We start from the raw sequence: 19,447 nt of genomic DNA on the forward strand, positions 1-19,447 counted from the left end.
GCTAATGGCCCATATATTTTTCTTTAACGGATAATATTATAGCACATTTATTTTTGCATTTCAATATATTAAACCAAAAATGTTTTTAAAAGCAAAACACGGAGAATTATTCTCCGCGTTTTGTGTTTGTTACTTTTGATAGTGAGGTTATTTATGAAAAAGTGAGTAGTTAGCTTAATTATCCGGAGTAACGGTTGTTTGTGATATACTCCTTGCCGGTCTGAACGCCCGTAACGTTGAGGTTCTTGTCGGTTGTGTAACGGATGGGAACATTGTGCCACTTGCCGTCGATTGTCGCGTACTTAAGAACAGCGTTTGTTACTCCTGCATACTGACCTACTGCCTTGAATGTATATTTATTTGTCTTAAAATCATATGTGCAGCTGATTTTTGCCGATGTGCCGCTTGCTCTGTAGTCCCAGTCGTAGCCGTAGCTTGTCTTGCCGAATGCTGTGTACAGGCAAACCTTCTTGCTTGCAGCCTGTGCCGAGATTGGTGCGCTGTTTACTACTGCCGCCGACGCGCCTACTGCCGAAAGTGCTCCGAGTGCCGATACCGAACAAATTGCTGCCATAATTCCTGCTATTACCTTTGTCTTTACGTTTGTCTTTTTCATTTTTCATTTCTCCTTATTTTTAGCGTTTGGTCAAGTCTTTTGTTTTTTATTTTGTTGTTGCCTTGACTGTGGCTATATAATAACACACAGACTATGACAAAACCCTGACAAATTTAAGGAGATTTATAAATTTCTTAAAATTTTTTTGAAAAACTTAAAATCCAAAGAATTCGACTATCTCTTTTATCGCCGTATCCATCTTTTTAGGATCCTTGAAGATATGATCCGCCCCTTCGACCGCGACAAACTTGATGTTATTTTCATCGGCAAACTTCTTTGACAAATCAAAGTCAACTATGCTGTCCTTTGTTCCGTGGATAAAAATTATATCCTCCGAAAACTTTTTGAAGTCACGGGCAAAAACATCCGTTTCTTTGAGCTTTTCGATGAACTTATTATCAATTTTTACGTTGTGGTCAAAGCCTACGAGTATCGGCTTGTTCCTTGACAGCGCCTTGATATCGTCGGGAGAGGTAATCTTGGCACTGATGATATCGTACATATTTACCGCAGGACAGCGCAGCGCGAGCTTGCGGTAGGAATTTCCGTTTTCATAAATATAATTGAGGTACTGATAAGCGCCGAAGCTGTTGGCATAAATATAAATTTCGTCCGTCTTAAACCGCGATTTTACGTAAGCAGTCACGATTTTGATATACTCAAAGCAATCCTCGAGCATCAGCTTTCGCTTAACATCCTCGCCGTGGGCAGGAGCGTCATATGTAATCACCACGATGTCCTTGTGCTTTTTCAGCACGTAGTCGGAGAACCTCTCGGCAGATTTGTTGTCTTTATTTCCGCCGAAGCCGTGAGCGCAGATTACCGCTCTGCGAACCGCCTTGATGTCAGCGTAATACATCAGGCATCTTATACTGTTGCCCTTTTCATTTATTGTAAAACTCTTTTTCATTTTTCTCTCCGTTTAGTTAATGAATTTTTGCAAAGCCTTAACGTCCGCGTTCGGGAACATAGAGCAAAAGTGTTTCAAAAGCTTCTCGTATGATTTTTCGGGCGGACAGCTATACACCTTCTCGGTGAAGCTCTCACCCATAAAGCTTTCGGGCGTGGAATACTCCGCAACGCCCCAGCCGTAAGGCTTGCCGAATTTATCCTTCATATACACAAAGTCGCTGATTGTGACGTAGCACTGCGCCTGTAGGCGTGTAATGATGGTATCAAAGCCCTTGTTGCCGCCCTTTTTGTAATTGCCGAGCTGTTTAAGCTGTTTTGAAATTACAGGAGAATTGCCCTCGACCAAATCGTAAAGCAGCTTGTCCTTATACGGCGCCAAGCCGTCGTCATAACGCGCGTCAAAGTCGTAACCGTCACGGCGGTAATTTGCAAAGTCAGGAAACCATTCAGGGCTGATATAGCAAGCCTTTTTCTCAAAGAACTTGCCGTAGGCGCAGCCTGTCTCTTTTATTATAGGACCCTTCCATTCCCACGCGCTCCACGCTCCGTTAGAGGAATTCCACCAACATTCGGGCGCGATATGCTCCTCAATCGAAAAGCCCTCTATTGAATTTTCAAAAAACGGCAAAAATCCGAATTCATTAATTGCGTCAATCAAATCGGACTTGCTTTTGATTATAAAATCTCCGAATGGCATAACGCACCTTCTTTATATAATTCCGTCATTTTAACCTTTTATACATCCTCACACATTCAAATTTCCAGCTGTTAAAGACCTCGTCGCTCTCTCGCGAATAACCGAGTTTTTTATAAAACCCCTCAGCAACAAGGCGGCTGTCGATTACGACCTCTGAATAACCGAGCTCCGATATCCACTTTTCGGCCTCGCAAATCACCTTTCTTCCGAGCTCTTTACCTCTGTATTCGGGCAAAACAACAACCCGTCCCACCAACACGCAGCTTTCGCTGAGCGGATAAAATCGGCAGGTTGCGACGGGGTATTCGTCGTCGAGCAGTACTATGTATTTGCATTCCACTCCGTCGTGCTCGTCGAATTCCTCTCTGAGCGAAATATGATGTTTGCGGTTCATCCCCTGAATTCTGACCGAATACGCACCTGCACGCTGGTATTCTTCCTGTGCGCGAATAACTTTGAATTTTCCCATAACCCATTCCCCGTTCTGAAATTTAATATCGCGTTTATTAACTTAATAATAGCAGAAAAAAGGAGTTTAGTCTATGGTTTTGTTTTTAAAACAAGGTCGAACTCAGTAAATCCAAAGTTCTTTGTTCCGTGATATAGCTTAGGAGAGGTGTACCCTGCTGCCTCGTCAACCATTTTCTGAGCGGTTGCCATATTGCCGCGCTCTACCGCTGAGAGGTAGTCGGCGTCGAAACGGTCGGAATTTTGTTGAGATAATGTATTGACAATACTATTACTTTGGCGTATAATTTTATTAAAGCCAAGTTTATTGAAGCCATTGGGCAATTGGAGCCCAATCTGCCGATATAGACTCTGGCTTTTTTCTTTACTTATATAAAGTATCTTATCATTTGTTAAAGCTCTCTTTATATAGCTTTCAAAACCTTTATCTTTACCATAATAACTCTTAACAAAGTTACTCGGTTGTGTCTGCAATTCATATATTCCCTGCCCGTTTGTATGAATTACCGCAACAATAGGAGCTCCATCATTATCAAGATAATCAGAAATTACTACTATATCATCTGATGTACTTAATGAATCCATAATAATAGCTGGCGATTTTAAGATTTCCGGCATTAATTTAACTTGTTCAGAAGTTAATCCGTGCCAATGAGAATTATTATTTGATTTTGGTTTTAGAGCTTCCATCAGATGTGCTTTTGTATATAGAACAGGAAGTTGTTTCAATCCTAAGTCTAACAGTATGTCAGGCGTATCTGATACAAATAAGGCGTTTCTGTTATTCCAAGAACTTGTTTGCGCTTTATCAACTTGTTCAGCAAATGACGTTCTATCCGAATACCAAATATTATTGTTGCTCTCAGATTTTTCCGCCCTGATACCCTGCGCGACGGCTTCATCCCATAGCTCCTGCACACGGTTTTCGACCTTGTTCATAGCTTCAAGCAGAGCCTGTCCGTATTCGGTCTTAGCTTCAAGCGGATTTTCTTTGAAGAAATTGCGGAGGTTAGCGGCTATCTTTTTAATGGCGTTTACAAGCCTTTCGGCAAAGCTGCGGTTGACGTTGAGAAGGTTCTCAAATAACTTTGTATTTTGGAGCATATGGAGCGGATGACGTTTATTCGTATAATGTGTCGCCTTCCTGCTCGTTTTATGCGGTGTGTGATTAGCTATACTGTGGGCTTAACGCTCTCCCTAAAAACATCACACTGTGATGTTTTTACCTCGCTGCGCTCGGCACGGTCGCCTTCGAGCCCCGTCATCTTGACGCTTGTTCCAAAAAAGAAAAGACACCCTGTGGAGCGGATGACGTATGCCTGCGTAATGTGTATCCTTCCTGCTCGTTTTATGCGGCGTGTTTAATTGGTAATGTTCGCGTGGCTCTCTCGCTAAAAACAGTGCACCGCACTGTTTTTGCCGCCTGGCGGCGGCACGCTCGCCTTCGAGCCCCTATCCGCAAACCAAAAAGAAAAGACACCCTGTGGAGCAGATGACGTATGCCTGCGTAATGTGTATCCTTCCTGCTCGTTTTATGCGGTGTGTCAAAATGGATATGTTCGTGTAGCTCTCTCCCTAAAAACATCACACTGTGATGTTTTTACCTCGCTGCGCTCGGCACGGTCGCCTTCGAGCCCCTATCCGCAAACCAAAAAGAAAAGACACCCTGTGGGTGTCTTTTCTTTTTGGAGCGGATGACGGGGCTCGAACCCGCTACCTCCACCTTGGCAAGGTGGCGCTCTACCAGATGAGCTACATCCGCATATTTGGTGCCTCCGGACGGAATCGAACCATCGACACGGGGATTTTCAGTCCCCTGCTCTACCGACTGAGCTACAGAGGCAAAAATGGCGACCCGGAACGGGTTCGAACCGTCGACCTCTAGCGTGACAGGCTAGCGTTCTAACCAACTGAACTACCGGGCCATTTGGTGGGAACAATAGGGCTCGAACCTATGACCCTCTGCTTGTAAGGCAGATGCTCTCCCAGCTGAGCTATGCTCCCACGTTTATGCCTGTGTCGCTTCAGCGTTTCGCCTTATCTCTCAGCGACGGTTACTATCATATCACTTATCGGCCGAAATGTCAAGGCTTTTTTTGAAATTTTTTCAAAATTATTAAGCTGAAACCGCAAATCAGTTTATCGACTTTTCAATGTGTTTTTTTTACTGCGTAATTGTGCAAAAGCCTTATTACTATCGCGAGCAGGTATGTACCCAGCAAAATCGCCGCTATGGACAAATACCATCTTCCGCCTGTATTGAAGCCGTAAAAATCATCCCAGCCGTCAAACTCTCCGATTACCAAAACTTCTATAACATATACCACGCCGTAAATCGCCATAGGAATCGCCGCAAGGTGAATAAACCGCTTAGGAATGATATAGCTTGTCTCAAACAGCCAGAACGACAACAGCGCAAGCAACGGTCCGACAAAGTGCATATAAAACGCCGTGTCCTTGAGCACAAAGTAATAGCCGAACATAGGGCCTAAGAACAGCATTACCGTGGCAAAGGTCAGCATTACCGAGGTTGTGCCGATGTACTTTGCCATCACCGCCCAGTGAGGGATTTCTTTATCTTTACCGATTAAAATTCTAATATCGAATATTAGCACAATCAACGCCGCAATCGCGCTTAAAATATTTGAGTCGGTCGTAAAGAATTTGAACGACTCGTAGCCGTTCCTTATCAGCACACCCGGCTTTCCTGTGAAGTACGACACGACAATTGCCGCCGTGCAAATCACAATCAGCGCGTTCATTATCAGCGAAACTATTGTTTTTGATTTACTCATTTCCGTCTATCCCCATTAAATTCTCAGTTAAGCGCCTTGTGCTCCTCGCAGAGCTCCTTGTAAAGCTCGTAAGAGGTAAAGCCGATGTTTGCCTCGGTCTTAATCGCCTTAAGCGCTACAGGCGTTTTTTGCCGTTTAAGCTGGTTCAAAAAGATGTTTAGCATTGAGCCGTAAAAGTCGCTCAGATACAGCATTTCGCCGTCAAAGTCCGAATCGGGCTTAACCGTTTTGTCGTCGTCAAGTCCGAGCAGGGTTGAAATTTTCAAGCCGAATTCGGATTTTTCAACCTCTCTCGCTCTTATATTAAGCTTGTTGCAGAGCAGCTTTATCTTTAAGCGTTTGCTATCGTCGATGTTATACATTAAAACTTCCGTCATAATTTCCTCCTAAACTATCTCAGCAGTCGACCTCGGTTGTTCCGCCGAGGAAGGTCGGCAGGCTTTTGCCCTGCTTTTTCCAGTGCACATATTCCGCCGTCGCGGTGAACAGCACGTCTCCCGAGGAGTTAATTGCGGTCTCCATACTGTCCTGAATTACGCCGATGATAAAGCCTACGCCGACCACCTGCATTGACACCGTGTCGGGAATTCCGAACAGCGAGCACGCCATCGGAATTAACAGCAGTGAGCCGCCTGTTACGCCTGAGCTTCCGCATGCCGCGAGTGACGGCAAAAACGACAGAAGAATTGCCGTAGGCAGCGACACCTCAATACCCAGCGTATGCGCCGTCGCCAACGCCATTATCGTAATAGTGACCGCCGCGCCGTCCATATTTATTGTCGAGCCGAGCGGAATTGATACTTAATACATATCGCGGTCGAGTCCAAGCCTTTCGCAGAGGTTAAGGTTAACCGGAATATTCGCCGCCGAGCTGCGCGTAAAGAACGCGGTCAGTCCGCTTTCCCTTATACAGCGTAACACAAGCGGATAAGGATTGCTTCTAAGCGACAGCGCCACTATCAGCGGATTTATCACAAAAGCCACCGTCAGCATTGTGCAGACGAGCAAAAGCATCAGCTTGCCGTAGGTTACGAAAATATCAAATCCGCTTTCCGACACCGCGGTAAAAACCAAGCCGAGTATGCCGAACGGCGCGAGGTTGATTATCCAGCGTACAACCTGCGTTACCGCGTCGGACAAATTGCGCATAAGCTCCTGAGTATTTTCACTTGCAAAGCGCTTTAGCGCCATTCCGATTATTACCGCCCAGAACAAAATTCCGAGGTAGTTGCCGTTTGAGAGCGCCTCTATCGGGTTGGCGATTATGCTGTTGAGCAGTCCGCGGACGATATCTCCCAGTCCGCCGGGAGCGGCAATCTCGGTTTTTGCAACTTCCGAGGTAAGCGTAATTGTCTGCGGAAAAATAAAGCTCGCGGTAACCGCCGCAACTGCCGCCAAATATGTTGAGAGGATGTAAAAGAAGATTACCAAGCCGAACCGCCGGTCGAGCTTTGCGTTGTCCTGGCACAGCGAAGCCGCGACAAGAACCGCGACAAGCACCGGAGCAATCGCCTTTAACGCTCCGACAAACAAATTGCCGAGCATAGAAATCCACTCCGCCTGCGGCACAATCAGCGCGAGTACCACGCCGATGACAATGCCGATAATTATCCGCAAAATCAGGCTTGCACCGTTATATATCATTAATACCTTTTTGACCGCACTCATACATTCCCCTCCGGAATTTATGAAAATAAAAGACTATATAATAATATATCACGCGGCAGGCGGTTTTTCAAGGCAATTAGACCAATTATGCACTCAAACGCAAAATGAACCGCCCAACACGGGCGGCTCACTGTGAGATTAATATTTATCGGCAAAAGCCTTAAGCTTAGCTCCGTTCGGTCTGCCGTTGAGAATTTCTCCCTCGACAATTTCAGCTTTAGGAGCGCTCGGCTGCAAGCCTGAAACAGCTTTTCCGAAGCCCGAACCGCCTGAGGTCGCGAACAGAACAACCTTCTTTCCGCTGAAATCATAAGCCTCTAAAAAGCTGTTGATAATAGTCGGGGCGACATACCACCAAACGGGAAATCCGACAAAAATTGTGTTGTACTCCGCGATATTCGCGTTTGTATCGGCAAGCTCGGGGCGCGAGCTTTTGTCGCGCATTTCAACCGAACTGCGCGAGTTTTTATCCTGCCAGTTAAGGTCAGCTCTTGTGTAGGCAACAGCAGGCTTAATCTCATACAAATCTGCGCCTGCAGCCTTTGCCAAATTCTCGGCAACCGCTGCGGTCGTTCCGCTTGCGGAAAAATATGCTACTAACTTTTTGCTCATTATTAACTCTCCTTTGTATTGATATCAATTTAATGATTGACAAAATTCATTCTGACACTCTGTCAGCAGTTCTATCATACATCTATTCTGACACGTTGTCAATATAAAAATAATATTTTCTCAAAAATAACTTCCAGTTTATCCCACAACCTTTTACGCATAAAAATATTTGTAACTCAAACAATATTCGTGCAAGGATTTTGCTAAATATTAAATTATGAGGGAGATTTTAGATATGAAGGCTACGGGAATAGTCAGGAGAATTGATGATTTGGGCAGGGTCGTTATCCCAAAGGAAATCCGCAGGACACTGCGTATTCGAGAAGGCGACCCGCTGGAGATTTACACTGCTACCGACGGGGAGGTTATTTTTAAGAAGTACTCGCCTGTCGGGGAGCTGTCGGAGTTCGCGGGGCAATATGCCGACGTTATCGCGAGGATTAGCTCGCTGCCGACTTTGATTTGCGACACCGACCATGTTATCGCGGCGGCGGGAGTTTCTAAAAGGGAGTTTTTGGAGCGGCGAATCAGCCCTGTGCTCGAAAACTATATGGACAACCGCAAGAGCTACTCTGCGACCGAGCGCACGCTAAACAATGTTCAGCCGATTGAGGGAATCGAGCAAAACGCCGCGGTGATCTACCCGATTATCGCCTCGGGCGACGTTATGGGCGCGGTAGTAATGCTCAGCTCAGACAGTATGAAGGTGCCTTCAGCGCCCGAGATTAAACTGGCGCAGTCAGCGGCAGCTTTTTTGGGCAAGCAGATGGAAAACTGATAAATTAAAAACCGGCGTGAAGTTAATCACGCCGGCATTTTTATGCTTTGATTATTTATTGAAGATTGACATGATGTCGTAGAAGGTGTCATCGTCGTCATCGGTTTTGTCCTTAGTTGCCTTTGAGGTGTTGTCGTCCTCGGAAGTGTCAACTATAACATTGTCAATAGTAGGCTGGGGATTTGACGGAACGCCGTCTGTGCCGAAGCCTGTCGCAATAACTGTAACGCTCATCTCGTCGTTCATCTTGTCGTCGATAACAGCACCCCAGATGATGTTCGCGTCCTCGGAAACCTTGTCCTTAATCATGGTAGAAGCTGTGTCGATATCCTCGAGGCTTACATCTGATGAAGCTGTGATGTTGATGATAACGCCCTTCGCGCCGTCGATTGAGGTTTCGAGCAGCGGACTTGAAATAGCCTTGTCAGCGGCAACCTTAGCCTTGTCCTTACCGGAAGCCTTGCCCATACCCATATGAGCGTAGCCTGCGTCCTTCATTACCGAGGTAACGTCGGCAAAGTCGAGGTTTACAAGACCGGGAAGCAGGATGAGGTCTGAGATACTCTGAACGCCCTGACGGAGAACGTCGTCGGAAATTTCGAAAGCGTTAAGGAGTGTGATAGGCTCATCCGAAACCTTTTTAAGTCCCTCGTTAGGAACAATGATAAGCGAATCAACGCAGGGAGTGAGCTCCGCGATACCCTGCTCAGCCTGAGTCATTCTCTTTTTGCCCTCAAAAGCAAAAGGCTTTGTAACAACGCCTACTGTGAGAATGCCCATATCCTTGGCAATTTTTGCGATTACAGGAGCCGCGCCTGTACCGGTGCCGCCGCCCATACCTGCGGTTACGAATACCATATCGGTATCCTTGAGGAGCTCGGCAATTTCTTCCTTGCTCTCCTCAGCGGCGCTCTGGCCGATTGAAGGCATTGCGCCTGCGCCCTTACCGCGTGTGAGCTTTTCACCGATTTGAACCTTCTGCGAAGCCTTGGAAAGTCTCAAAACCGGGCCGTCGGTGTTGATAGCGATAAATTCAACGTTTTTAATGTTCATGGCAACCATGCGGTTTACAGCGTTTCCGCCGCCTCCGCCGACGCCGATTACTTTAATTTTAGGCATATACTCATTTTCCAGTTCAAGCTCAAAAGCCATTTTGTTATCCTCCTTAAAAATCCTTATAGGTCTCTATAAAAAGTCGCATAATATCCTAATTTACTATTCTGCATTTTATATAGTAACACACTTGTTAAAAAATATCAATGGTTTTGTGCTTTTTTTCTTGATATTTTTCGTTGAAATTATTTCATTTTCAGTGCTTGGTGCAGACAAGTCTTTAGTAAGGCGCTGCGCCGTCGGCTCCGCCTCCGCCAAGGTCGCCCGCGTAATAGTTTCCGTTACCGGCGGTATTGTTGGCGTAGCCGTTGTCGTAAACTCCGCCGGCGTTATTATTGTATGACGCGCCGTTGTCGTAAACCGCACCGTTATCATAGGTATTTGCATCATAATTATTTGCGCCTGCGTTCGCGTCATAACTATTGTCGGCATTAGCGTTCCAATCCGTTGTACCGCCGTTTGTATCTTGTGCCGGAGCAGTTGTGGAAGGCTCGGTTGCCGGAGTAGTCTCGGCAGGCTTGAAATGCGACATTTTGTTCTTGCTCGATGTCGAAACGTCGAGCGTACCGTAAACCTGACCTGTGTTGTTCGGGTCGAGCTTTTGGGTGATAATCGCCGCAGCGGTCTTGATTTTATAGTCGATATCCTCGGCAACGCCGATATTAATCTTGATTTTACCTGCGTAGTCAATTGTGATTGCCGAGGTGTCGGTGACGTCAAAAGCCTTGATATTGTCAAGTCCGTTCGCCTTTAGGCTGTTCGCCACGCTCTCGAGGATATCGGGCACGGACTTGTCCTCAAACTCAATATAACTGCCGATTTCCTTGTTCTTGTAATCGTTGCAGATAAGCTCCGCGGCGTTCTCGGGCTCTTCGGTTTCGGTGTCGAGAACCCTGCCCTTTGAGCTGATAATGAGATACTTGTCCCCGTCCTTTACATAGTATGACGGCAGAGCGTTTGTTATTTTAATGGTGACGGTATCGGGTACGGCAAAGCCGATTTTCGCGTCCTCAACGTAGGGAAGATTTTTTACAATCTCCTGCGGAGTTCCGCCGATAGCCGCCAAAAAGATATTCTGCTGGAGACTTACGTTGCTGAACGCGATAATCTGATCCTCATAGTAATACTCGTCGCCCTCAATGTCGATTTTTTCAGTCTTGAAAAGAACCGTAAGGCTGAGCACAGCTCCGACAACAAGAACCGTAAGGAGAATTGCCGTTGCTATAATTATTCTGCGGTTACGCGCCTGCTTTTGGGTAATCGGCTTTTTGTTGCGCCTGATAACCTCCTGCTCCTGCTTGCGGATAACCTTTGCGCGGCGTTCGCTGCGCTTTTTTTCGCTGTACTCGTCTATGTAATAGCCGTCCTCAAAATCCTGCGGCTTGAGGTTGCGGATTCGCTCCTCGCTCTCGCGCCTGAATTTTTCTTCACGGCTGATTTTTTCAAATTTGGTTGTTCTGCCCGAGTTAACCGCCTCTTCAATTTTACTTCCGGACGGCTTTTTGCGCTTGGGCAGCTTTACATGCTGAGTGGCGTCAGAGGATTTTTTTGCCCTTTTTTTCTGTTCCTTATGATATTTTTGAGCCTGCTTTGCGGCTTCTCTGCGCTGTTTTGCAAGCTCGCGCTTTTCTTTTGAAGAAATGTCGCTCATTTTGGGCAATCCCCCTTTCCTTTTTTTATAAGTCTTATATTTTTTTAATATCCGCGCCGAGCGAGGAAAGCGACAGCTCGAGGTTTTCGTAGCCTCTTTCGAGGTATCTAAGCGAGCCTATGCGCGTTTTTCCCTCGGCGCAAAGCGCGGCTACAACAAGCGCCGCCGCTCCGCGAAGGTCGGTGGAATCGACCTTTGCGCCGTATAATTTGTCTCTGCCGTACACCACGCAAACTCTGCCGCAGGTTTTTATCTCCGCGCCCATTCGGGCGAGCTCGCGCGTGTGACGGAAACGGTTTTCAAATATATTTTCGGTAAACACCGAGGTTCCGTCCGCAACGCAGGCGGCTGCCATCAGCGGAGCCTGCGCGTCTGTCGGAAAGCCCGGGTACGGCATTGTGCTGACCGCCTTAAGCGGCTTTAAGCTCGCAGGAGCGGTTATTTTCAGCTTTGTGCCGTCGGTTTTTATTTTGCAGCCCATATCCTCAAACGCGGAGATAACCGCTCCGAGGTGGGCAGGAATTACGTCTGTAAGTACAATTTCCGAACCCGTCGCCGCCGCTGCCGACATAAAGGTTGCCGCGGCTATTCTGTCGGGAATAATGCTGTGGGCGCAGCCCGAAAGCGAGCCCGTGCCCTCAATTAAAATTTCGCCCTCGCCTGCGCCGTAAATCCTTGCTCCGCAGGAATTCAGGAAGTCTGCCAAATCGGCAATCTCAGGCTCTCTGGCGGCGTTTGTCAGCGTGGTTGCGCCGTGAGCTAAACACGCGGCGATAATGACCTGTTCCGTCGCGCCGACGCTCGGAAAGTCGAGCGAAATTTTCGCTCCGCTAAGTCCGTATGGCGCACGGCAGTCGATACAGCCGCGGCGTTCGCGGATTTCCGCGCCGAGCTTTTTAAGTGCAGAAAGGTGCATATCAATCGGGCGTAAGCCGATTTCACAGCCGCCGGGCAGGCTGAGCTTTGCCCTGCCTGTTTTGGCGAGCACCGCGCCCAAAAATATGATTGAGCCGCGCGTTTTTCGCATGAGCGAATCGGGAACATCACAGCGGTTAAAGCCGTCGGTGTTAATCACGAGGGTTTGACCGCTGCGCTCGGCCTTACAGCCGAGGTAACGAAGTATATTTACGGAATCCTCAACGTCGGAAAGGTCGGGACAGTTGTATAAAACGGTCTCTCCCCTCGCGAGCAGTGTCGCCGAAAGGATAGGCAGAACGCTGTTTTTAGCGCCCTGAACACTTACCTCGCCCGACAGTTTTTTGCGTCCCGTAACAAGCAGCTTTGACACACTAACACCCTCTAAATGAATCTCAGTTCATTTTATGCTGTCAGCGTGCCGAGTGTTAAACTAATTTAAGAACCTTTTTAACGACGGAATAAATCCTTTCGTTGGCGTCGGTTATCGCCATTTTCTTGCAGTTTTCTCCGGTTTGACGGAGCTTTTCGGGGTTTCCGAGCATTGTGTCAACGGTGCTTATGAGCGTTTCTCCGCTCAAATCGCTCTCCTCAATCAGCTCCGCAGCGCCCTTGTTTACAAGCGCCATGGCGTTGTGATACTGGTGGTTTTCCGCAACGTTCGGGGACGGAATAAGAATTGCCGGCTTGCCCATTGCCTGAATTTCGCTGAGCGTGATCGCTCCGGCACGGCAGATTACAAGGTCAGCCGCCGCCATACACTCGTTCATATTGTCAATGTACGGTCTGATGTCGAGATTCGGGCACGAGGGCAGGTTAACACCCTTTTCGTTAAGCAATTCCAAAAACGATTCGTTGTTGCCGCCGTAGGCGTGTATATGCTGGTATTTACCGTCAGCAGCGCTCCTCGCGATAAGCTCAGCCGCGGCTTCGTTAACCCTTTGAGCGCCTAAGCTTCCGCCGAACGACAGCACAAGCGGACGGTTATCAAGCCCGAGCTTTTCACGCGATTTTTGCTTATCTGCGGTCAAAATCTCTCCGCGGACGGGGTTGCCCGTGATTACGACATCGGCTTTTTCAAAGTATTTTTTTGCGGCTTCAACCGCCACCATAACCTTTTTTACGCGGCGTGAGAGCATTTTATTGGTAACGCCGGGATAGGCGTTTTGCTCGTGAATAATGCAGGGAATTCCCATCTTTGCCGCGGTGCGGACAACAGGTCCCGAAACGTAGCCGCCTGTGCCGATACAGATATCGGGAGCGAATTCCGCGATAATCTTCTTTGCCTCAGCCGAGGAAGTAAAGGTTCTCTTAACGGTTTTTGCGTTAGCGACCATACTCTTTGGCGACAGGCTGCGCTGAAAACCGCTGATGGTGATTGACTTTATATCATAGCCTGCGTTTTTTACAAGGCGCTGTTCCATACCGGTTTTGTTGCCGATAAAAAGGATTTGAGCCTCAGGCTGTTTTTGCTTTATATACCCTGCAATTGCCAATGCCGGGTTGATGTGGCCGGCGGTTCCGCCGCCTGCGAGCAGTACCTTCATATTTACTCCTTTAAAAGCCCTTCTGCCCGCGGCGTTTTCGCGCAAAACCGCGCCGCCGAAGGCATAGGTGGGTTTAAACTATGTTCTTTCAATGTTTGCCGTGCGCGAGATTGAAAGCACAATGCCCATCTGCGCCAGCAGCATAATCAGCGAGCTGCCGCCGTAGCTGAAGAACGGCAGGCTGATACCGGTGTTCGGCAACCAGTCGGTGATAACCAGAATGTTCAGGACAACCTGAATACCAATCTGCGAGGTAAGTCCTATCCCGAGCAGCTTGCCGAATTTATCCTTTGCTCTGAGCGAGAGCGTAATGCCGCGCCAGATAAGCAAAGCAAAAATGAGCAGAATAATCGCCGCGCCGATAAGACCGAGCTCCTCGACGACAACCGCGAAGATAAAGTCGTTCTGCGGTTCGGGAATGTAGAGGTACTTCTGCCTTGACTGGCCGAGACCGAGTCCCCAAAGCCTGCCCGAGCCGATTGCGTATAGCGAATTTCGCGTTTGGTAGGTGTCCCACCACATATCGTCGTCGGTGTATTCAAGCGCCTGTCCCCAGCCTGCCATACGGCTCATGGCGTAGGACAATCCGCCTGTTACAGCCAAAATCAAAATCAATCCGAGCAATATGCCGCCTGCTATGACCAGGTACTTTGTTTTCATTCCGCCTATGTAAAGCATAAGCACGGTGAGTATACCGATGATTACGATACCCGAGTAGTGCGGCTCCAAAAGCAACAGCACCGCGATTGAGCCAAAAACTATAATACCCGGCAAAATGCTGTATTTCGGGAGTTCCATTTTGTTGTAATATTTACTTGCCCAGTGAGCGAAAAACAAAATTACGCCCAGCTTGGCAATCTCAGACGGCTGAATGTTAAACATACCGAGGGGAATCCAACGCTTTACGCCGCCCTCGCCTGCGGGAAGAACAAGCACTATCAGCAGCGAAAAATACGCAACGCCCAAAACAATCGGCGCTATCTTGTGCAGCTTATTGTAATTCAAAAACGACATCGCAACCATCGCGATTAAGCCGATTACAATAAAGATTATCTGCCTGATAAGGTAGTAGTAGCTGTCGCCTTGGGTGTAGTACGAGAAGGCGTAGCTTGCCGAGAACATCATTATTGTTCCGATAGTGAGCAGAACAAGCAGGATAATGCAGAACGGCAAATCAATGCCCATTCCGATGCCGAACCACTTGGCGTTTTTCATCTTACGCTTACGCGACGGTCTTACAAAAAGCCTTTCCTTTTGCGCCTGCTGATCTCTTTGATACTCCTCATCATAGATACGGTTGACGTCCGCCTGAAATATCATTCTTTTTTTTGGAGCCATTATTCATCCTCCAAACAACGATGTTTTATATGATTAATTAAAATTATCCGAATAGTACCAAAACAAAAGACAATGCTCCGAAAACTGCCGTAACGGCGCTGAACACCGCCACGATTTTAACCTCGCTCCAGCCGCACATCTCAAAATGGTGGTGAATCGGGCTCATCTTGAACAGTCTTTTTCCGTGGGTGAGCTTAAAGTAGCTTACCTGAAGAATAACCGAGAACATCTCGCAGAGGTAAACGATTCCGAGCGGCAAGAGCAGAATCGGCATTCTTATCGCAAACGCCAGTCCGCACACCATTCCGCCGAGGAAGAGCGAGCCGGTGTCGCCCATAAATACCTTTGCAGGGTGGAAGTTCCACACAAGGAAGCCGAGGCACGCGCCTGCGACAGCCGCGCTGAGTGCGGTAACGCCGAGGTAGTAAAGCCTGCTTGCGATAAGCATAACCGCCACTGCTACGAAGAATGTTACCGAGCCGTCAAGACCGTCGATACCGTCGGTGAGGTTAACGGCGTTTACAATTCCGACAATTACAATTGCCGAGATAATATAATAGAAAAATCCTAAGTCAACGTTGCCGACAAACGGAATATAGGTGCTTGTTCCGCAGCCCGAAAATCCCAAAACAGCGAGATAAACGGCGGCTACCGCAAACTGGAGCAAAAGCTTCTGTGCGGCTGTAAGGCCGAGATTGCGCTTTTTTGCAACCTTTGTGTAGTCGTCGATAAAGCCGATTAAGCCGTTTGCAAGCGCAAGTCCGAGACCTGCGAAGATGTAAATTGCCTCGCCGTGGATATCCGCGAAGAATGTTGTTACAAACTGTGCGCCGAACATCACATACAAAACCGTGCTGACGATTCCGACAACCACGCTGGCGAGTATAAACATTATACCGCCCATAATCGGAGTGCCCTGCTTACCCTTGTGCCACTGCGGACCTTCCTCGAGAATTGTCTGTCCGAAGTTTATTTTGTGCAGATACGGGATTAAATACTTACCCGTTACGGCGGAAATTATAAATGCAAGTACCGCCGCCGCAAACGTCCATATTCCGTAAACTATCATTCTTTTTTCGTTCCTTTCATATATAACGCCGGAAACGCGCTAATCGTTAAAGCCGGTGTCGGTTGACGCCTCAAAGGTAACCGTGATTACCGTACCCGGAGCTACCTCGGTACCCTCGGGGATATCCTGAGCCACCGCAAGTCCGCCGGAGCTTACCGCGCCGTCGAAGTTGACGTTCAAATCGTAGCCTGCCGCAACCTGATTTACATAGGAAGCGGTGTTTTCTAGGAAGTTCGGAACCGTTACCTTCTCTGTCCTGCTCTCCTCGTCGGTGTAAAGCACAATGCTGCCGCCCGGTGAAAGCTTAGAAGCAACTGCCGGAAGCTGCGAGAGAACCTTGTCGCCCGAGCCCTTGACCGTGCAGGTGAAGCCGTCGTTTTCTACCGCCTTCTTCGCCTCTTCAAGCGAAAGTCCTGTGTAGTCGCCTGCGGATACGTCGATAAACGCCAAATCCTCCTCCTTGTAATCGGTCTTGATTTCAAGGTAAGGCAGAACCTCAGTCATAATATTGATGAATACAGGCGATGATACCTGTGAGCCGTAGTAGGCGCCGCCGTCGGGAGTATCGAAGAACACGAGCATCGCGATTTGCGGATCGTCCGCCGGAGCGTAGCCGCAGAACGAAGCGATGTAGTCCTTACCGAAGCCACTGACGGGCTCCTCAACGCCGATTTTCTCGGAAGTACCGGTCTTGCCGGCTACCTTATAACCTGCTACATAACCTGCCGTAGCGCCTGCGGTCTCGGTGTTGTAGCCGAGAATTTCGTTGAGCTTGTCGGAGGTTTCCTTTGAGATAACCTGACGCTTAACCTTCTTTTCAACGTTTTTGATAACGTTGCCCTTGGCGTCGGTGATTTTTGAAACAACATACGGCTGCAAAACATAGCCGCCGTTTGAAACCGCCGCGCAGGCGGTAATCATACTGATAGGTGTGATTGAGAAGTTCTGACCGAACGAGGCAACCGCCAAGTCGACCATACTCATCGTGCCCTCGGGCCAGAAGCTGTCGTCAGCCTCGCCCGGGAGGTCAATTCCGCTCTTTTCGGCAAAGCCGAAGCCGCGGTAATAATCCCTGAACTTGTTCATTCCGACGAGCTGTCCGATTTGGATGAACGCCGGGTTACAGGAGTTACAGATTGCCTGGGTAAAGTTCTGGTTTCCGTGACCGCCGAGAGCGTGGCAGTTAATCGTCTTGTCGTCTACAACATACGATCCGCCGCAGGCAAAGTTTGTTTCGTCATTGACCTTGCCTTCTTCGAGAGCCATTGAAGCGGTACACATCTTAAATACCGAACCGGGCATATATGTATCGGCAACCGCCTTGTTACGCCACATTGCCGACAGCGCCTCACCCTCAGCCTTTTCGCGCTCCTTTTCGGGGAGCTCGTTGATTTTTTGCTGGGTTTCCTGGGGCAGTGTGTACGGGTCATTGAGGTTGTAGCCGTTAGCCGTAACCATCGCCAGAATAGCGCCTGTGTTAACGTCCATCGCGATACATACCGCGCGGTTTTTAACGTTATTTTCCTCAATGCCCTGCGCCATATATTTTTCGCAGATTGACTGGATTGTTTCGTCAATAGTGAGGTAGATGTTGTTGCCGTCCTCTGCCTCTATATTTTGCTCGTATTGGAACGGCATATTCGTTCCTCTGGCGTCTCCGGCGGTGACAATTCGTCCCGGAGTGCCTGCGAGGTAGTCGTCGTACTTAAACTCTACGCCTTCAAGTCCCTGTTCGTCCGCGCCGGTAAAGCCGATTACGCAGGAGGCGAGTTCCTCCTTGGGATAGTAACGCTTGTAGTCGTCAAGGAGCTGGATAACGCCGTCGCAGTCGTATTCCTTTGACAGTTTATCCATCAGCGCCATTACCTGATCGCGCGCTTCAACCTCGATTTTGCGCTTTACAACAACGTAGTAGCTTTTCTGCTGGGTTTTTTCGAGGACGTTTTGATAGTCGACGCCCAAAATTTCGGACAGTCCGCTCGCCGCAGCCTCGCGCTGCTTGTCGTCCTTAAAGTTTATCGGAGACAGCACGACCTGCCACGCCGAGGCGCTTTCCGCAAGCACCTTGCCGTTGGTATCATAGATTGTTCCGCGCTTGGCGTTGATTGTCGTGTCGCGGAGCATCTGGCTTACGGCGGATTCCTGAAGCGAGCTTCCCTGAACAAGCGTCAGGAAGGAAAGTCTGATCAGCGCCGCGCCGAAGCCGATTACAAGTATTACGATTATGAGCACCGCCGTGCGCTGTCTGAGCCTTTGGTTAGGGCCGAGCTCGGCGCGTTTTTTGGTGCTTCTTACCTTTTTTTCATTATCTTCCAAAATAAAACTCCTTTACAGAGATTATAATGATGTAGTTAAATGGAATATTTTGGGCAAGTAACGGTTTTTCGACAAATAATGCGCCGAAATATTCCAAATTCAGTCAAACTCAATCATACATATGCAGGTCGAACTAACTGCAAAAAGAGAGCCAAGACTTTGTCTTAACTCTCATTTTCATTATAATATATTAAATTCTAATGAATGTTATGACCAAAGATTTTTAATTGACTCAATAAACTGAGTGAAAATATTTTCACCTTTCTGAGCAGAAACCTCTGCTTTGTCGCCGCTCTCAATAGAAACAAATTCCTTTTGAGCGTTTGAGGCTTTGGTCATACCAAGCACCTCGGTTGCGTGCTTTTCAATTTCCGCGTTCGAGAGGCTTGCCTCCAGCTTCATCTGGTTCTGAGTGTAAATACTCTGAGTATCCGCCAACGTCTCCTGCGCTGAAATAATCTTTTGGTTAAGCTCGGTAAGCTGAACCTGACCAACGATGATTGCGCCGATAACAAATGTTACTACTGCCGCGCATAAACCGCCGATAATAAGCTTTACAGGGTTGTGCTTGCGGCGTCTTGCCTTGTTGATATCGTCCTCAGAGAACTCAACTATTTTCGTTTTCTGTTTTTTCTTAACCTTTCTTACGGGCTCGTCTTCAAGCTCTCTTGCGGGAGCGGCCGAGGTGTAAACCTCGTCGTCAAAAAGACTTAAGTCGTAAGCGGCATTGTTATTCTCATATGCCATTGGACTGCACCTTGTGCCTTTCTACTATCAAAAAATTTTCATAAAACACACTAAATTCTGCTTTATATTTCTATAAAACAAAAAAGTTTCAAAATTTTAACAATTTCGTTTCTACAAATAACACACAATCTGTCCGATTTCACGGACATTTCTCAGAAAATGGAACATTTAGTGATTACATTTTCTTAAAACACAACCGGTTGTA

General features: G+C 47.8%; 17 protein-coding genes, 4 tRNA genes and 1 pseudogene. 1 reads left to right on the plus strand and 21 read right to left on the minus strand.

Annotated features, from left to right (window positions below):
• Positions 1–178: 178 nt before the first annotated feature.
• From AB1I50_RS04640 to AB1I50_RS04700, 13 genes and pseudogenes are all read right to left on the minus strand, one after another.
• Positions 179–616 (minus strand): hypothetical protein, encoded by a 438-nt coding sequence (locus AB1I50_RS04640; RefSeq protein WP_407723749.1) that lies wholly within the window; start codon positions 614–616, stop codon positions 179–181.
• A 154-nt stretch (positions 617–770) separates the two neighbouring features.
• Positions 771–1,526 carry a serine aminopeptidase domain-containing protein gene (locus AB1I50_RS04645; RefSeq protein WP_407725067.1) on the minus strand — a complete coding sequence of 252 codons (756 nt, stop codon included), beginning with the start codon at positions 1,524–1,526 and terminating at the stop codon, positions 771–773.
• Positions 1,527–1,538: 12 nt separating this feature from the next.
• The gene (locus tag AB1I50_RS04650) at positions 1,539–2,225 is read right to left on the minus strand and encodes an AlkZ-related protein (RefSeq protein WP_407725068.1); all 687 of its coding nucleotides are present in this window, start codon (positions 2,223–2,225) and stop codon (positions 1,539–1,541) included.
• 25 nt (positions 2,226–2,250) lie between these two features.
• Positions 2,251–2,694, minus strand: coding sequence for a GNAT family N-acetyltransferase (locus AB1I50_RS04655; RefSeq protein WP_407725069.1), 444 nt, complete (start codon positions 2,692–2,694; stop codon positions 2,251–2,253).
• Between the two features lie 71 nt (positions 2,695–2,765).
• Positions 2,766–3,797 carry a MuF-C-terminal domain-containing protein gene (locus AB1I50_RS04660; RefSeq protein ID WP_407725070.1) on the minus strand — a complete coding sequence of 344 codons (1,032 nt, stop codon included), beginning with the start codon at positions 3,795–3,797 and terminating at the stop codon, positions 2,766–2,768.
• Positions 3,798–4,379: 582 nt separating this feature from the next.
• Positions 4,380–4,455 (minus strand) — tRNA-Gly (locus tag AB1I50_RS04665).
• 5 nt (positions 4,456–4,460) lie between these two features.
• Positions 4,461–4,536, minus strand: a tRNA-Phe gene (locus AB1I50_RS04670).
• A 5-nt stretch (positions 4,537–4,541) separates the two neighbouring features.
• Positions 4,542–4,618, minus strand: a tRNA-Asp gene (locus tag AB1I50_RS04675).
• Positions 4,619–4,621: 3 nt separating this feature from the next.
• A tRNA-Val gene (locus AB1I50_RS04680) sits at positions 4,622–4,697 on the minus strand.
• 146 nt (positions 4,698–4,843) lie between these two features.
• Positions 4,844–5,488 carry a hypothetical protein gene (locus tag AB1I50_RS04685; RefSeq protein WP_407725071.1) on the minus strand — a complete coding sequence of 215 codons (645 nt, stop codon included), beginning with the start codon at positions 5,486–5,488 and terminating at the stop codon, positions 4,844–4,846.
• 23 nt (positions 5,489–5,511) lie between these two features.
• Entirely contained in the window at positions 5,512–5,865 is a 354-nt protein-coding gene (locus tag AB1I50_RS04690) for a DUF3783 domain-containing protein (protein ID WP_407725072.1), read from the minus strand.
• 19 nt (positions 5,866–5,884) lie between these two features.
• Positions 5,885–7,156, minus strand: a pseudogene (sstT, locus tag AB1I50_RS04695) (serine/threonine transporter SstT).
• A 138-nt stretch (positions 7,157–7,294) separates the two neighbouring features.
• Positions 7,295–7,768: a flavodoxin gene (locus tag AB1I50_RS04700; RefSeq protein ID WP_407725073.1), complete on the minus strand. Its 474-nt coding sequence runs from the start codon at positions 7,766–7,768 to the stop codon at positions 7,295–7,297.
• A gap of 235 nt (positions 7,769–8,003) precedes the next feature.
• Between AB1I50_RS04700 and AB1I50_RS04705 the strand changes: the two genes are divergently transcribed.
• Positions 8,004–8,546, plus strand: a complete 543-nt coding sequence (locus AB1I50_RS04705) for a stage V sporulation T C-terminal domain-containing protein (protein WP_407725319.1) — start codon at positions 8,004–8,006, stop codon at positions 8,544–8,546.
• A 51-nt stretch (positions 8,547–8,597) separates the two neighbouring features.
• Here the strand turns inward: AB1I50_RS04705 and ftsZ are convergent, their stop codons facing one another.
• The 8 genes from ftsZ to AB1I50_RS04745 all read right to left on the minus strand — a co-directional run bounded on the left by ftsZ (position 8,598) and on the right by AB1I50_RS04745 (position 19,242).
• Positions 8,598–9,698, minus strand: coding sequence for a cell division protein FtsZ (gene ftsZ, locus AB1I50_RS04710; RefSeq protein WP_407725074.1), 1,101 nt, complete (start codon positions 9,696–9,698; stop codon positions 8,598–8,600).
• Positions 9,699–9,879: 181 nt separating this feature from the next.
• Positions 9,880–11,310, minus strand: a complete 1,431-nt coding sequence (locus AB1I50_RS04715; protein ID WP_407725075.1) for a cell division protein FtsQ/DivIB — start codon at positions 11,308–11,310, stop codon at positions 9,880–9,882.
• 34 nt (positions 11,311–11,344) lie between these two features.
• Positions 11,345–12,598 carry a UDP-N-acetylglucosamine 1-carboxyvinyltransferase gene (gene murA / locus AB1I50_RS04720; RefSeq protein ID WP_407725076.1) on the minus strand — a complete coding sequence of 418 codons (1,254 nt, stop codon included), beginning with the start codon at positions 12,596–12,598 and terminating at the stop codon, positions 11,345–11,347.
• A gap of 55 nt (positions 12,599–12,653) precedes the next feature.
• The gene (murG, locus tag AB1I50_RS04725; RefSeq protein ID WP_407725077.1) at positions 12,654–13,772 is read right to left on the minus strand and encodes an undecaprenyldiphospho-muramoylpentapeptide beta-N-acetylglucosaminyltransferase; all 1,119 of its coding nucleotides are present in this window, start codon (positions 13,770–13,772) and stop codon (positions 12,654–12,656) included.
• A 78-nt stretch (positions 13,773–13,850) separates the two neighbouring features.
• The gene (locus AB1I50_RS04730) at positions 13,851–15,110 is read right to left on the minus strand and encodes an FtsW/RodA/SpoVE family cell cycle protein (RefSeq protein WP_407725078.1); all 1,260 of its coding nucleotides are present in this window, start codon (positions 15,108–15,110) and stop codon (positions 13,851–13,853) included.
• A gap of 43 nt (positions 15,111–15,153) precedes the next feature.
• Entirely contained in the window at positions 15,154–16,179 is a 1,026-nt protein-coding gene (gene mraY / locus AB1I50_RS04735; RefSeq protein WP_407725079.1) for a phospho-N-acetylmuramoyl-pentapeptide-transferase, read from the minus strand.
• A 39-nt stretch (positions 16,180–16,218) separates the two neighbouring features.
• On the minus strand, positions 16,219–18,495 hold the full coding sequence (locus AB1I50_RS04740) for a penicillin-binding transpeptidase domain-containing protein (protein WP_407725080.1): 2,277 nt from the start codon (positions 18,493–18,495) through the stop codon (positions 16,219–16,221).
• 207 nt (positions 18,496–18,702) lie between these two features.
• Positions 18,703–19,242, minus strand: coding sequence for a hypothetical protein (locus AB1I50_RS04745; protein ID WP_407725081.1), 540 nt, complete (start codon positions 19,240–19,242; stop codon positions 18,703–18,705).
• Positions 19,243–19,447 lie beyond the last annotated feature (205 nt).

This window comes from Ruminococcus sp. NATIVEDY161 (assembly GCF_045819895.1).
Classification (GTDB): Bacteria; Bacillota; Clostridia; order Oscillospirales; family Acutalibacteraceae; genus Ruminococcoides.